This window comes from Adhaeribacter swui (genome assembly GCF_014217805.1).
Classification (GTDB): Bacteria; Bacteroidota; Bacteroidia; order Cytophagales; family Hymenobacteraceae; genus Adhaeribacter; species Adhaeribacter swui.
Genome location: NZ_CP055156.1, coordinates 2,537,607 through 2,553,066, shown reverse-complemented (window position 1 = coordinate 2,553,066; position 15,460 = coordinate 2,537,607). Strand labels below are relative to the sequence as shown.

The following is a 15,460-nucleotide window of genomic DNA, read 5'->3' as shown; positions in this document are numbered from 1 at the left end:
CCCTCCTTAGCCAAGGCGGGGAGCTTTTTTTACATTTACCAAAGAGTATTTATCAGGTAGAATTTGTCAGAATATGTTTGAGAGCATAAATCCTCCCCCTACCCCCTCCAAAGGGGGACTTTTATGTTCTTAATCCATCACATACTATCGCGAGCGTCCACGCTCGTGATGCTTATCGTCCGGCCTCTAGCCGGTTGGGGTTTTGTAGCTGATTGAATTTTAACTACTGCTTATCGGTTCGCCCGGCCAGAGGCCTACCACATTTTAGACACGAGCGAGACGCTCGCGCCAGCGAGGGTATCGAATTTTAAATTTTTAAAATTTTACTTGCCAGCAATGCAACAAGTAGCCGTTCCTGGTGCAAGCATTAACGCTAAACTGTTCCGTTGTTCAGCGAATTTTTAGCGTTAGGATATTTCATGTATTCCAGAATACCCGCATCTCCTTCCCTGTTTTTAGGGAAGGTGCCGTAGGCGGAAGGGTATTTATAGACAAAAAGAATAAATACCTCAGCAATGAAACAACTTCACAAAGCAATTAAAGCAATAGCCGCAGCTATGCGAACGAGAATTAACTTGCAATACAAACAATAACCGCTGTTATACTAACGAATTTAATTTATAAATAACAGAGGTAAATCCGCGCCATAGATTAAAAATAAAAACAAGAAATCCCTCTACTTTACGAATTCATTAACCAAACTACCTTTACCCCCGTACGAACCTGCAACAAAAAATCAAACGATCTTATGCATATCTCCGACCGTTTTCGTCCATCTTTAGCCCTTCTCACCGATTTGTATCAACTCACCATGGCGCAGGGCTACTGGAAAAAAAAACTGGCCGAACAAGAAGCCGTGTTTCATCTGTATTTCCGGAAGAACCCGTTTAATGGCGGTTATACGGTGGCGGCGGGGTTAGCCGATGCCATTGATTTTTTGCAGCATTTACAATTTACCCCAGAAGATACGGCTTACCTGGGCAGTTTACGCGGCAGTAAAAACCAGCCCTTGTTCGAAGCCGGTTTTTTAGCGTATCTCGAACAAATGCGCTTTACCTGCGACGTGGCTGCCATTCCGGAAGGTACCGTGGTTTTCCCAAACGAACCTTTGCTGCGCATTTCCGGACCTATCTTGCAATGCCAACTCGTAGAAACGCCTTTGCTGAATATTATAAATTTCCAGACTTTGGTAGCCACCAAAGCTACCCGTATTGTAGAAGCTGCGCAGGGCGACCCCGTAATGGAATTTGGCATGCGCCGGGCACAAGGGCCAGATGGTTCTTTGTCGGCCAGCCGGGCAGCATTTATTGGAGGCGTGGGAGCTACCTCTAACTTATTGGCCGGTCAAATTTTTAACATTCCGGTAAAAGGAACACACGCGCACAGTTGGGTCATGAGTTTTGATGAAGAACAAGATGCCTTTGCTGCTTATGCCGACGTTTTTCCGGATGATTCGGTATTTTTGGTGGATACGTACAATACCATTGCCGGCATTAAAAAAGCGGTAAAAGTAGCAAAAAAATTGCGCGAACAAGGCCATGAGTTGGTTGGTATCCGGCTCGATTCCGGCGACTTGGCTTATTTAAGTAAAGAAGGCCGCCGGCTTTTTGATGAAGCAGGTTTAAGCAATGTTTCGATTGTGGCCAGCAACGACCTCGATGAATATCTGATCCAGAGTTTAAAACTGCAAGGTGCCCGCATTGATACCTGGGGCATTGGCACCAAACTGGTTACTGCCTACGACCAGCCGGCGCTGGGTGGCGTTTACAAGTTAGCGGCTCTGCGCAATTTAACAACCGGCCAATGGGAGTACAAATTAAAACTATCGGAACAACTCGCTAAAATATCCACGCCAGGCATTCAGCAGGTACGCCGGTTTTACAACGAACAAGGCTTTTTAGCCGACATGATCTATTCCGAAGAAACAGAACCTTCCAGTACCCTCATCGACCCGAACGATGTTACCCGGCGCAAAACTTTAGCGAATAATACTATTTTTCAGGATTTACTGGTACCTATTTTTAAACAAGGCAAGCAGGTTTACCAAAACCCCGATCTCCGCAGCATACAGCAATATGCCCGCCATCAGGTTCAGCAATTGCACGAAACCATTCGCCGTTTCTTAAATCCGCACGTGTACCCGGTCGGCCTGGAAAGCAACTTATTCAATCAAAAATTAGAAATCATTTTAAAATTACGCCAAGGCGAAAAAGCATAACTTTTGTACAGTTCAGCCTTACTTTTAGGTAGCAAGAGGTAGTAAGTAGTAAGTAGTAGGTGTTAGGTATTAACTGGTAATTTGTAAAACGTCAGTCGGGAGACTGACTGATGTCTTTGGGCACAAGTGACGCTTTGCTTAACACTTGCGCCAGGTGGTTTCATACTTACGTTAGTTGGTGGTATCAGGCAATTTTTTAAATTTTTAAAATTTTACTCCTTTTAAAAGAAAAGCTGTAGCTAAGTACGACTGACACCAGTTTAGCCATGAGGACCTTTTAGCGTTCCGGTGCCGACGCAGGAGGCATGGCGCAGTGCAACGAGCCAAGGTTCGCTAAACCGTCCGAACTGGCTAAACGAGGCCCGCCGGCCACGAGGCAAACTCAGCCTGCTCAAACAAGATAGCACCGCAGCATGAAGACGGGAACCGGCTCCAAAGAACAACCTGACATTACATATTCCTATACTATACCAAGATTTAGTAAAATATTACCATACATCCCCGGAACAATCCGTATTTTTGCTTTTCAATAAATTTTTAAAATTTTCATGAAAATACGAACCGGCTTCGGCTACGATGTGCACCAGTTACGCGAAGGACTCGATTTCTGGCTCGGAGGCATTAAAATCCCGCATACGCATGGCGCGTTGGGCCACTCCGATGCCGATGTACTCATTCACGTAATCTGCGATGCCTTACTGGGCGCCGCCAATATGCGCGACATTGGCTACCATTTTGCCGACACCGACCCGCAGTACAAAGGCATCGATAGCAAAATTTTACTGCGCGAAGTATTAAAATTAATCCGGAATGCCGGCTACGAAGTGAGCAACATCGACTCGACCGTTTGCTTGCAGGAACCCAAAGTAAACCCGCATATTCCGGCCATGAAAACTTGCCTGGCCGAAGTAATGCAACTGCCCGAAGAAGATATTTCGATTAAAGCCACTACCACCGAAAAACTGGGCTTTGTGGGTAAAAAAGAAGGAGTGGCCGCTTATGCCACCGTTTTAATTTATAAACCGTAGTATAATCTAAAGCTTACTTATTTCGTTTAAGCAAATAACTAATCTGTAAATCAGGTAGTAATCATTTTAAACCGAGTACCATTTTTCAAATTTTTCTATTTCTCACCGTTAAAATTTATTTCTAGAGTACCCATTATTATTGTCCACCAGAAAGTAACCCAATGAATAAACACTTTTATGCCCTTGCTTTAGCCGCAGCTTTATTTACCGCAAGTTGTTCCAAGCCAAAGGCAACCAGCAGCGCAACCGAAGAGAAAGCCATTACCGACGTAACCAAACTGCGGGCTGCTGCTCCTACTTATGCCGCTACCATTACGGCGGCCGACTTATCGAAACACTTAAACATTATTGCTTCCGACGAATACGAAGGCCGCGATACCGGGGAAAAAGGCCAGAAAATGGCCGCCGAATACATCTCGAAACAATTTAAAGAAGATGGCTTAATTGGGCCGGTAAAAGACGGCGATAACCCGTATTACCAAACTTTTAACCTCGAAAAAACGTCCTGGGACGAAGGGTACGTAACCATCGACGGGAAACGCTATACTTTTCTGGACGATTTTTACGTGCAGGGCGACCCGACTTTTGCCACCGAGCAAAACCTGGAAACCGTGTTTGTGGGTTACGGCATCGAAGACTCGGCCTATACCGATTATAACAATGTAGATGTAACCGGCAAAGTAGCCCTCATGTTCGTGGGCGAGCCTACCAACCGCCAGGGTAAATCCATTATTACGCAAACCAGCAAACCTTCGGCCTGGTCTACAGATTGGAAAAAGAAAAGCACCGTAGCGGCGCAAAAAGGCGCGGTAGCCGTAGTTTTAATCAGTAGCCGTACCTCGCAGGACGAATTTAACCAATACGTAGCCCGCATTAAAGCCGTAGCCGGACACGCCTCCGTCAAGTTTCCGAAAGAACAAGCCGAAGCGCCCGAAGTACCCGGTATTTTTATCGGCCCCGAAATGGGTGGCCGCTTATTAAACGCCACGGCCCGTAATTTAATGGCCTACCATGGTCAGGTAAGTAAAGCCAGCCAGGCCATTGCTTCGCCATTTAAACCGATTAAAACCATCCAGGTAAAACTAGCCCGCAAGCGCGAGCCGCTGCCCACCGAGAACGTACTGGGTCTGGTAGAAGGCACCGATAAAAAAGACGAAATTGTAGTGGTAACCGCGCACTACGACCACGTAGGCGTGCAGGATGGCAAAGTATACAACGGCGCCGACGATGATGGTTCCGGCACCGTAGCGGTAATGGAACTGGCCCAAGCTTTTGCCCAAGCTAAAAAAGACGGCTTTGGTCCGCGCCGCAGCGTATTGTTTATGACTGTAACCGGCGAAGAAAAAGGCTTATTAGGTTCGGAGTACTACACCGATCATCCGGTGTTCCCGCTGGAAAACACCGTGGTGGATTTAAACATCGACATGATTGGCCGTTTGGATAAAGAACACGAAAACGATAAAAACTACGTGTACGTGATTGGTTCTGATAAATTATCGTCGGAGTTACACGCCATCAGCGAAGCGGCTAACAAACAATACACGCAATTAAAACTAGATTACCGCTTTAACGACCCCGAAGACCCGAACCGGTTTTACTACCGATCCGACCACTATAACTTTGCCAAACACAAAATTCCGGTAGCGTTTTATTTTAACGGCGTGCACGACGATTACCACCAGGAAACCGACGAAGTAGATAAGATTGAATTCGATAAAATTGAAAAAATCGGCCGTTTAATTTTCTACACCGCCTGGGAACTCGCCAACCGCGACGACCGCATCAAAGTAGATAGTAACAAGAAATAAACTTCATTTTTTTAAATAAAAGGCCATTACCTAAGTGCGGGTAATGGCCTTTTGCTTTTGTCCTATTCCAGTTATCTGGTTATATTAGATGGGTATATGGAGTAACTCCGTTTATCTGGTAGTTGTGGGGCATTAAAAATATGAAGAACAGATCAAAAGAAATAAACGAACAGATTGAATTTGGCTTAGATTCGATTGACCCTAAAGCAAAAATTGAGATAAAGTTGAAAGACTTCATGCTCATCTACAAAACAATGGAAGAATTTAATAGATTTTTTCAGCAAAGAATGAATTACCCTACGATTAAGGACATTGAAACTTATATGGGTAATAGAGATACTGGAGCTTATTCAGTCATCCACAACCTTTATTACAATGTACTGGAAAAGTATATACCAAAAGAGATTTCAGAAAAATTTGGAGAGGAAAACGACCCTTTTGATAACCCTCGGTTTCCTTATTACTATAACATAAACAGAAAATAAAGAAAAACGCCCCACGACAACGCATAAACGCCAGCTTCGATCGCCAGCCTCGCCGTTGTTTACACAAGTACTTTGAGCGTGATTAAATAAAACAACCAATCAATCAATGATATTAAGATATTTAGTATTAACAATTTTGACAATTCTGTTATTAACTAGCTGTAAACAGGGTTACAAAGTTGAGGATGAAAAGGTATATTATGAATATTGGAATGAAGGAAGTGGTCAAAATAAGCGTTTACTTGAGCACGCAGACGCAAAAACTTTCCAAATATTAAGCTTTGATTGCGATTGTTCTTTCAAGTTTGGCAAAGACAAAAATCACTTATATATAGATGGTGAGCTAATTAAAAATATAGATCCTCATACCTTCCAATTTATTGGAAATTATATTTTCAGAGATAAAGATTCAGCTTACTTTTTTGGTTTCTATAACAATTTAAATAACTGTGCAATAAAAGGAATAAGGCCTGATGATATAGAGTTAATTGAATATCCCTGGGCAAAGGCAGGTAACATATTAATTCATGGTGGAGACACACTATTTCTGGATGACATTAACGATTTTGTTCCCATCGATCGTGATTGGGGTAAAACAAAACAATATGTTATAAACGGAAGTCAAATAATTTATGGAGCTGATGTAAAAACATTTAAAGTGATCAATGGCTACAGCGGAGAAGATAAAGAATATAAATACGAATTCGGGGTTATTGCAGATGAAGACTTAAATAAAGAAAGCTACAAGGAATTTAATTTTGATAAAACAAACTTTTGTGAGCTTGAACCAACAGAATTTTCAGACATTTATAGTAAGTTAGTGCCTTATGACTTAGAACAAAGTAAACAAATAATGATTGTGGAAAAATTAAAGTCTAAGGGCTTTTCAATACAAAGCTCTAGACAAAGAAATTCAGGCGAATCCAAAATCATAAGTGTCACTTTAATCAATGACAAATGCAATTGCTACGTAAACAAATATTATCATTACGACTATTCAAGGCCGTCTGAATTAGAAAAGTTATTCAAGGTAACTGAAAGAATACACTGTCGGACAATTAAATAAAAAACCACCAACGGTTTAGTGCATACCTTTTGAGATAAGCACCATACACAAGCCGTTAATTACTGCCCTCATCAAACACAAATTTTAAAAAATCTTGATGGCTACAGTCAACGAAAACTTAATTCAGAAAGCTTACGCGGCTTTTAACGCTAGGGACATTGATACGGCGCTTTCGACCATGCACCCGGATGTGCAATGGCCCAAGGCCTTTGAAGGCGGATACGTGAGCGGGCACCAAGCCATACGAGAATACTGGACCAGACAATGGACCGAGATAAACCCGAACGTGCAGCCCGTCGGCTTTAAAGAAAGACAAGATGGCACTTTAGAAATTACGGTGCATCAAAAAGTAAAAGACCTACAAGATAATCTGCTTTTTGATGGAACAGTTAAACACATTTACACGCTGCAGGATGGCTTGTTACGGCGGATGGAAATTGAACCGGAATAAACGTAAACCCGCCTCTTTTTCAGACATATAAAATAAGTCTTATTAAATGGAAGAAATTACTGTTCCGGGCTGCATTATGATTTTGGGTGCGCCTAACGATGCGGCGGGTAATCTGTCCGAGATAGCTACATCCAGACTAAGAAAAGGTTATCAGGAACTGAGCCAACATCCCAATTTTAAAATTTTGTTAACCGGCGGCTTTGGGCCGCATTTTAACGAAACCAATTTACCGCATTATACTTACGCCAAAAATTATTTGATTAAAGAGCTGGGAGTTTCGCCGGAAGCTTTTTTAACCGAAGCTATTACCAGCGCCAACACCGTAGAAGATTTGGAGCAAGCGCGGCTTGTATTTCAGAAATACGCGATTAATCAGATTATTATTGTTACCTCAGAGTTTCACGTGCCAAGAGTACAGTATATTGCCGGAAAAGCGCTGGCCCAATTTTCTAACAGTATTACCTATTCTTCTGCACCAGATAAAGACCTGGATGAGGATTTACTCCCCAAACTGCACGAACACGAAAGCCGGGCTATAACCTATTTGCAATTAAACTATCATCCTGCGGTTCTCTAATTCCGGTTTTATTTCTAACTCCTAAACGGATGCTACTTTACAATTAACCAGAAACTTACCAGCTACGAATTAAAATTTTTAAATATTTTCGTTTCAGTGTCCCTTTCGCCCGAATTCGATTGTCAGGAGGGTGTAGTTCAACATGCTCTAACAATTTAATTTAAAAAAATGAAAGAATTTATTTTAATTTTTCGTCACGAAAACGCCACCGGGAAAGTGTCGCCGGAACAAATGCAACAATGGATGCAGCAACAAATGGATTGGGTGGGCAGCATTGCGGCCCAAAATAAATTTGTAAGCGGCACCGGTTTGCTATTTGACGATGCCAAAGTGGTAAATCACCACGGCGTAGTTACCAATGGGCCATTCGGCGATATTAAAGAAACCTTGGGCGGCTACATTATTGTAAAGGCGGCTTCGGCCGATGAAGCCGCTGAGTTTGCCAAAGGTGCTCCCATTTTACAAGGCGAAGGCAACACCGTGGAAGTGCGCCAAATTTTAACTTCTTAAATTAAACTAATTGCCCCGCTTGGCCGGGGCTTTTTTATAATGGCCTCTGATACCTTACTGCCGCATCTGTTCCGGACGGAGTTTAGTAAACTGGTAGCCGTGCTCACCAAAACCTTTGGTCTGGCGCACGTAGAAACCGCCGAAGATATTGCCAGCGACACCTTTTTGCAGGCCGCCGATACCTGGCCCTACAATGGGATTCCTGCAAACCCCACTGCCTGGTTATATGCCGTAGCCAAAAACAAAGCAAAAAATTACTTCACCCGCGATAAAATTTTAAAAAATAAGTTTACCGCCGAGATTTCAGCCACTACTTCTGCAACCCCCGATTTGCTGCTGGATTTGTCGGAACAAAACATTCAGGACAGCCAATTACGGATGCTGTTTGCTATTTGCCATCCCGTGCTTTCGCCGGAAGCCCAGATATGTTTGGCCCTCCGGATTTTAGGTGGATTTGGTTTAAACGAAATTGCAACTGCTTTTTTAACTAACAAAGAAACTATACATAAACGGCTGCAACGGGCCAAAGAAAAACTACGCTCTGCTAACGTGGTCCTGGAAATGCCCGCCACCAGCCAAATACCGGAACGGCTCCAAACCGTGTTGCACACCATTTATTTACTCTTCAGCGAGGGTTATTATTCCGAAAACCGCCCCACTGTTATTCAAAAAGAACTTTGCCTGGAAGCGGTGCAACTGGCTTACCTGCTTTTGCAAAACCCACTTACCAATACGCACGCCACCAATGCCCTAATGGCCTTAATGTGTTTGCAAGCTTCGCGCTTAGAAGCCCGGCAAGCTGCCAACGGCCAGCTTATTTTATACGCCAACCAAGACCGGCAACGTTGGAACTCCGAACTCATGGAAAAAGGCTTTTACTACTTAATGCAAGCCTCTAAATGGCCAGCCCGGTCCACGTATTACCTGGAGGCCAGCATTGCTTACTGGCATACCGTAAATAATCACCCCGAAAAATGGCCTGGTATTTTAAAATTGTACGATGCTTTGCTGGCCGTAGCACCTTCGCCCGTAGTAGCTTTAAACCGGGTGTATGCCTTTGCCCAGGTGCACGGCCACCCCGCCGCAATTAAAGAAACCGAAAAATTAAAATTAGAGACGACGCATTTTTATTGGATATTGCTCGCGGAGCTATACCAAACAATAAATCCTGAGCAAAGCAAAATGTACTTGCAACGAGCCATTGCGCTTTGCCAAACCACCACCGAAAAAGAACAGCTTACCCAGCAATTACAAAATTTAAATAAAACACGAGTGCAAGAGAAACCCGAGTAAATGTCTGCTTTAAGTATTTTTTAATTTGCCCGTAAAAGCAGCAAAAATTTTAAGAAACCGGAGATGGCGCGATAATTCGTTTATTTCCCGTTATGATAATGGAATTGAAAGAAAATTTGTGGCAGCAATTTACGTTCGGTATAAGATTCGATCTAAGCCTTGGTAAAACCTTACACGTTACTTTCAACTTCGATTTGCAGCTTTATCCGTAATACAATAAGGCGAAAAAAATTCAAAGAATTGCTTCGTTTAAAATACCGCGAATTTAAAATTTACTAGGCAACTATATTATTGCACCTAACCCCTGCCAGGCAAAACACTAGGTTTGTTTCTTGCTTTAAACACCGGAAGACATCCGGAGTTTTATTTTTAACTGATAAAGATGATTTCCTTTTTTTTAAATTTTTGCCTTTCGCGCAAACATACCGGCGCTTAAAATTAATTGCAAATGCATCCTGGCTTGTTTAATTTAGCTTTTCTTTCGTATAATAAATTAATAGATTTATTATATTACTAATCAGCTATTTCACTTTTATAGATAAAAAGCATTTTGACAAAGGTAAAACAGTTTTTGTTGGATTCGGAGAATAAGTCGTTTGACCTGAACCATCGCAAAATTATAAAATACAATATTGGCAAGTATAACCTGGCCGTAAAAAATGGTTTGCAGCAATACAGCAACCACGAACTGGCCCGCGACCGGGCTTCATTTATTAAAACCAACGTTATTAATAACCTCGATAAATACCTGATTGAGTTCGAAAATAACTTTACGCAACGCGGCGGCAAAGTAATCTGGGCGCAGAACAAAGAAGAAGCGCTGCGCGAAATCGGGCAGATTATGAAGCGTAAACGCGCCAAATCGGTGGTAAAATCCAAATCCATGACTACCGAGGAGATTCACCTGAACGAGTTTCTGGAGAAAAATGGCATTGAAACCGTAGAAACCGACTTGGGCGAATACATTGTGCAACTCGCCGAGCAGCGCCCGTACCACATTGTTACACCGGCCATGCACATGTCGAAGAAGGATATTGCGGACTTATTCGTAAAAAAATTAAAAATTCAGCCCACTGACGATGCCCAGCAACTGGTATTAACGGCCCGCCGTTTGTTGCGCGATAAATACACTACCGCCGAAATTGGCATTACCGGCGGCAATTACCTGATTGCCGATATTGGCGGCGTAGCCGTAACCGAAAACGAGGGCAACGCCCGTTTATCAACGGCTTTCCCGAAAACCCACATTGCTGTGGTGGGCATCGAAAAGATGATCCCGAGTATCATGGACCTGGATTTGTTCTGGCCTTTGCTGGCCACCAGCGGTACCGGTCAGAATGTAACTATTTACAACACCATTTTTACGGGTCCCCGGCAACCACACGAAAAAGACGGCCCCGAAGAAATGTATGTGATTTTGCTCGATAACGGCCGCAGCGATTTGCTGGCCCTACCCGATAAACGAGAAGCGCTCAACTGCATCCGGTGCGGAGCTTGTTTAAACGTGTGCCCGGTGTATCGCAACATTGGCGGCCACACCTACGAAACCACTTACAGCGGCCCGATTGGCTCCGTTATTTCGCCGCATTACAACGGCATGGCCGAACACAAACATTTAAGTTACGCTAGTTCCTTGTGCGGGGCTTGTACCTCGGTGTGCCCGGTTAAAATAAACATCCACGAGTTGTTGTTGCTAAACCGGCAGCAAAGCGTAGCCGAAGGATTAGCTGACAGCCAGGAAAAATTCACTTTTAAAATGTGGACCCGCGCCATGAAAAACCGGCGCATGATGGATCTGGTGCCCACCAGTTTAAAAAACATGGCCTTGCGCTACGTTTTAAAAGATACCTGGAGCCGCAAACGCGAACCTTTGCAAGTGGCTCCCAAATCGTTTGGTAAACTGTACAAAGAATACCAGAAGAAAAAATAAGCGCTGCCGGATTATATAAATCATCTTTAAAGCCTCCTTTTTGCGGAGGCTTTTTTTGTGTTCCGGAAAGTACAAATTTTTAAAAAATACTGGCCTTGGTCCTACTTGAACAAATGGTAAAATTTTCTACCTTAAGTTTTAAAATTTAAGAAATCCGAGCATCTGTTTATGGCACTTTTTTGTTTCCGGTTACGGCGTAAAAACGCAATTTTTTCCTTACAAACAGATCCAGCGCAACATTTTTTTAAATTTTACCCATACGCTAACTTTGGTGTAAACGCGAACACCCGGGAACGGCTATTTTTTAACAAATTTCTTTTTCTGTTAAGTTTAATAAGCTGGGCGCTTAGCAGTTGTTCGCCGGATACGCCCGAAAAAATAAGGTTGGTAAATCAAAAACGAAAAGTTATGCTGGTGGCCCACCGGGGAGCATCCAATACAGCACCCGAAAACACCCTAGCGGCGGTTCAAAAAGCTTTGGACTCTCCGGCTGATTTTATCGAAATTGATGTGCACCAAACCCGCGACTCGCAGTTGGTAGTAATGCACGATGCCACCCTCGATCGCACCACCAACGGCGAAGGCGCCATTGCCGAACATACTTTAGCTGAAATTAAAAAATTGGATGCCGGCAATTGGTTTAAGCCCGAATTTAAAAACGAACGCGTACCTACCCTGGAGGAAGTACTGCAACTGGTAAAAGGCCGCAAAAAACTCTTAATTGAATTGAAAAAAGGCAAGGACTTTTATCCGGGTCTGGCAAATCAAACTATTGGCTTGCTCCGGAAGTACCGGGTCCGGGAATGGTGCGTGCTGCAATCTTTTCACGACGAAATCCTGCAACAAATCTGGCAAAACGAGTACCAGGTACCCACGCATAAATTGATGGTGGGCAAATTGCCCTTGGTACCCGTTTACTTTGATACCAGCCTGCGCTTTGGCTCGTTTGATAAATACTACCGGGCTTCGGCCATTAACGTGCACCGATATTTTGCCAGCCGCCGCTTTGTAAAAATGGTGCACAACGCCGGCTTTAAAACCTTCGTCTGGACCGTAGACGACCCCGCCGAAATCAATAAACTGGTAAACCGCGGCGTAGACGGTGTTTTAAGTGATGCCGCCGCTACGCTGGCAGTAGAATAATTTTAAAAAATCCTTTTTTCTTGCTTCTAAAACAGGTATTTCTTCCCCCCGAAAATTCGTAAATTACTCAGCTCAACCGGCAACCTGAAAAATTTAATTATACCTTATGCTGCACATCTTAAACGGCGATGCTACGGCAACCATTTTCAAGCAAACCGATTTACCCGGTAAAAACATCCTGGTATGGCGCGAAATTCTGTCGGAAGGCCCCATTGTGGATCATACTTTACCCGCCGATTTCTGGCAAACCCGCCAGCATTATCTTACCCAAACCTACCAGGAAGATGCCGTAACCTACGTACTTAAAGTTACCGCCGAGGTAAAATTACTCGAAACCTACCCGCAGCACGAGGAGGTAGTACTTTGGTTCGAGCACGATTTACTTTGCCAAGTTAATTTATTGTACCTCCTGCATTGGTTTGCCCAACGCGATTTAGGTAACACTAAAATTAGCTTGGTGTGCATTGGCGAACATCCCGATTTACCAACCTTTAAAGGATTGGGAGAATTAAGCCCCGTTCAGTTAGCCGCCTTGTTCCCGAAACGGCAAGTTCTTTTGCCGGATGATTTAGCCTTGGGGCATCGGGGCTGGGAAGCTTACGCCGCCTTAACTCCCGAAGATTTAATTAAATTTTTAAAAAACGAAGATTTTAGCCACTTACCGCTATTACCCGCTGCTTTGCAGGCGCATATTACCCGTTTTCCGTCGGTGCAAAACGGTTTAAATGCCATTGAACAAATTTTGCTGGAGCTAGCGGCAAATCATCAGCTCTCGCCTACCGGGCTCATGGGAAAATTCTGGCAGCAAACCAGTTTGTTTGGCATTGGCGATGCGCAGATTGTAAACTATTTGCGCGGTTTCGAACAAACCGGGCTGCTGCTCTTGAGTGATAAAATAGTGATAACGGATTTAGGTTCTAAAATTCTACGCGATGAAGCGGATTACGTACAATTACAACCTTATGAACGTTGGCTGGGCGGCGTACACCTGCATTCTGCTTCTTCTTTGTGGCGTTGGGACAGGGTTCAGGGAAAAATAGTAAAAATTTAAAAATTCGCCCAGGCTGGTAATACTAAAGGCAATATGCCTTACACCACATTAACTAATAAGCTATTACCTACAATCAGCCAGGATATAGATAAACCTTAGCGTACCCATCAGACTTATCCCCGTTGTATTTCTAGCAGGTTGGTTTTTATCTAGTTATAACATTTATTAACAACTACTTACAACTTCTGTTTAGTCTTACCTTTATAAATTTCAGAATTGCTTGTAATTTAAAATTACGAATATACACGTATTACTATTCACATAAAAATTAGTAATTTGCATAGGCATTACGGGTTAACCCTTTCATCCACAATTAATCACGCATATGAAAATTATCTACGCATCCGTCCTTTTAACCGGGATGTGCCTGTTCCAGCACCAAGCCTCCGGTCAGTTACTCAACAAAATGCGGCAAAAACTCGAAAATGCTGCCGAGCAATCCGTTAACCGAGCTTTAGGCACCGATAAAAATGCCAACAACACCTCCACGTCTACCTCCACGGGTTCTTCGTCGGGGAGCCGGGCCCGAAACAAAGGTGGCGCGGGCTTAGTAACTACGCCGCCGGATGTAAAAGAAAACCTAACCGATGCCGAAAGCAAATACAAAGCCGGCCAATACGCGCAGAGCCGCTCGGCTTTGCAGCAAGCCATGTTGGGCGTAGAAATGGAAATCGGGCAGAAAATTTTAAAATCGTTGCCAGAATCTATTTCGGGCTTAAAGAAAAATGCCGAAGCTGACCAGGTTACCAGCACCGGCTGGGGTTGGGTTGGCCTAACCATTCAACGCCAATACACCGACGGCAACGAAAAAGAATTAACTACCACTATCGCTAACAATGCGGCTATGCTTTCGGCAGTAAACCTGTATTTAGCCAATGGCGGCTACAGCCAAACAACCGGCGGCAAGCAAGATTGGAAGCAAACCAAAGTAAAAGGCAACAAAGCCGTAATTGAGTACGACGAAAGTACCGGCTACAAGCTTACCGTACCGTTGGGTCAATCGTCGATGCTGGTGTACGAAGGCGTAAATTTTAAAGATGAAGCCGAATTAATGGCCGCCGCTAATGCCGTAGATATTGCGGGCATTAAAAAAATGCTGGGCGAAAAATAAGCTATTGGTTTAATTCATTCTTCTCTAATCCTTTTGATCAATCATGAAAAAGATACTTACTTTACTCGTTATAAGTGCTTGTGCCCACGTTTCGCTGGCCCAGGATTTTAATAAAAACTTAGCCGATGCCCGTTCGTCTTATGCGGCTGGAAACTTAAGCAATTCGCGGTTTGCCATGGAGCAAATGCTGCACACCCTCGATGCCGCCATCGGGAAAGATATTTTAAAATTGTTGCCTCCCAAAATGGATGCTTTAGCGGCAAACGTAAAAGACGATAATACCACCGGCACGGGCACCAACGCCGGTTTAGGTCTTTTTGTACAACGCACCTACGGCACCGGCGCCAAAACAGCAACGGTAGATATTATCAATAACTCGCCTTTAATTACCTCCTTAAACGCGCTGCTGGCTCTGCCTTTTATTGGCCGGGGCGGCGATGGCAACCAGAAAGTAGTAAAAGTGCAAGGCTATAAAGCCGTTTTAACCAAAACCGAAAATACCGACACTAAAAAGTTAGATTACGACCTACAGGTGCCGTTGCAGAATACCTTAGTTACTTTTAAAGTTACCGAGGCACAAGAAGCCGATGTGCTGCGGATGGCGAATACCATACCGTTGGAGAAGATTGCGCAAATGGCGCAGTAGGGGAAATTTTAAAATTTGGCTGGATTTACGGCCGAGTAATTGGCAAAATTGTCTGTTTTTAAACACTTGTGACTTATAGACAAGAGCCAGTCTCCTGACTGGCGTATTCTTGTTTTTCTTTAGAGCCTTTTCAAGCCTCTAGG

The 15,460-nt window shown here is 43.6% G+C and carries 14 protein-coding genes; all 14 read left to right on the top strand.

The features are described from left to right. Positions 1 to 748 precede the first annotated feature (748 nt). The 14 genes from HUW51_RS11075 to HUW51_RS11010 all read left to right on the top strand — a co-directional run bounded on the left by HUW51_RS11075 (position 749) and on the right by HUW51_RS11010 (position 15,317). Positions 749 to 2,218 (top strand): nicotinate phosphoribosyltransferase, encoded by a 1,470-nt coding sequence (locus tag HUW51_RS11075; protein WP_185274093.1) that lies wholly within the window; start codon positions 749 to 751, stop codon positions 2,216 to 2,218. Positions 2,219 to 2,766: 548 nt separating this feature from the next. Continuing rightward, on the top strand, positions 2,767 to 3,246 hold the full coding sequence (gene ispF, locus HUW51_RS11070; RefSeq protein WP_185274092.1) for a 2-C-methyl-D-erythritol 2,4-cyclodiphosphate synthase: 480 nt from the start codon (positions 2,767 to 2,769) through the stop codon (positions 3,244 to 3,246). A gap of 161 nt (positions 3,247 to 3,407) precedes the next feature. Then, on the top strand, positions 3,408 to 5,054 hold the full coding sequence (locus HUW51_RS11065; protein ID WP_185274091.1) for a M28 family peptidase: 1,647 nt from the start codon (positions 3,408 to 3,410) through the stop codon (positions 5,052 to 5,054). A 140-nt stretch (positions 5,055 to 5,194) separates the two neighbouring features. Beyond that, positions 5,195 to 5,539: a hypothetical protein gene (locus HUW51_RS11060; RefSeq protein WP_185274090.1), complete on the top strand. Its 345-nt coding sequence runs from the start codon at positions 5,195 to 5,197 to the stop codon at positions 5,537 to 5,539. A 106-nt stretch (positions 5,540 to 5,645) separates the two neighbouring features. Continuing rightward, the gene (locus tag HUW51_RS11055) at positions 5,646 to 6,605 is read left to right on the top strand and encodes a DKNYY domain-containing protein (protein ID WP_185274089.1); all 960 of its coding nucleotides are present in this window, start codon (positions 5,646 to 5,648) and stop codon (positions 6,603 to 6,605) included. 97 nt (positions 6,606 to 6,702) lie between these two features. Next, positions 6,703 to 7,056 (top strand): nuclear transport factor 2 family protein, encoded by a 354-nt coding sequence (locus HUW51_RS11050; RefSeq protein ID WP_185274088.1) that lies wholly within the window; start codon positions 6,703 to 6,705, stop codon positions 7,054 to 7,056. Positions 7,057 to 7,102: 46 nt separating this feature from the next. Further along, positions 7,103 to 7,633, top strand: a complete 531-nt coding sequence (locus HUW51_RS11045; RefSeq protein WP_185274087.1) for a YdcF family protein — start codon at positions 7,103 to 7,105, stop codon at positions 7,631 to 7,633. Between the two features lie 168 nt (positions 7,634 to 7,801). Continuing rightward, on the top strand, positions 7,802 to 8,143 hold the full coding sequence (locus HUW51_RS11040) for a YciI family protein (RefSeq protein WP_185274086.1): 342 nt from the start codon (positions 7,802 to 7,804) through the stop codon (positions 8,141 to 8,143). Between the two features lie 39 nt (positions 8,144 to 8,182). Next, positions 8,183 to 9,436, top strand: a complete 1,254-nt coding sequence (locus tag HUW51_RS11035; RefSeq protein WP_185274085.1) for an RNA polymerase sigma factor — start codon at positions 8,183 to 8,185, stop codon at positions 9,434 to 9,436. Positions 9,437 to 9,986: 550 nt separating this feature from the next. Further along, on the top strand, positions 9,987 to 11,366 hold the full coding sequence (locus HUW51_RS11030; protein ID WP_185274084.1) for a LutB/LldF family L-lactate oxidation iron-sulfur protein: 1,380 nt from the start codon (positions 9,987 to 9,989) through the stop codon (positions 11,364 to 11,366). Between the two features lie 408 nt (positions 11,367 to 11,774). Continuing rightward, positions 11,775 to 12,509 carry a glycerophosphodiester phosphodiesterase gene (locus HUW51_RS11025; RefSeq protein ID WP_185274083.1) on the top strand — a complete coding sequence of 245 codons (735 nt, stop codon included), beginning with the start codon at positions 11,775 to 11,777 and terminating at the stop codon, positions 12,507 to 12,509. A 106-nt stretch (positions 12,510 to 12,615) separates the two neighbouring features. After that, positions 12,616 to 13,560, top strand: coding sequence for a DUF1835 domain-containing protein (locus HUW51_RS11020; protein ID WP_185274082.1), 945 nt, complete (start codon positions 12,616 to 12,618; stop codon positions 13,558 to 13,560). 325 nt (positions 13,561 to 13,885) lie between these two features. After that, a complete protein-coding gene (locus HUW51_RS11015; protein ID WP_185274081.1) occupies positions 13,886 to 14,671 on the top strand; it encodes a hypothetical protein in 786 nt (261 codons plus the stop codon). 43 nt (positions 14,672 to 14,714) lie between these two features. Beyond that, on the top strand, positions 14,715 to 15,317 hold the full coding sequence (locus tag HUW51_RS11010; protein ID WP_185274080.1) for a hypothetical protein: 603 nt from the start codon (positions 14,715 to 14,717) through the stop codon (positions 15,315 to 15,317). Positions 15,318 to 15,460 lie beyond the last annotated feature (143 nt).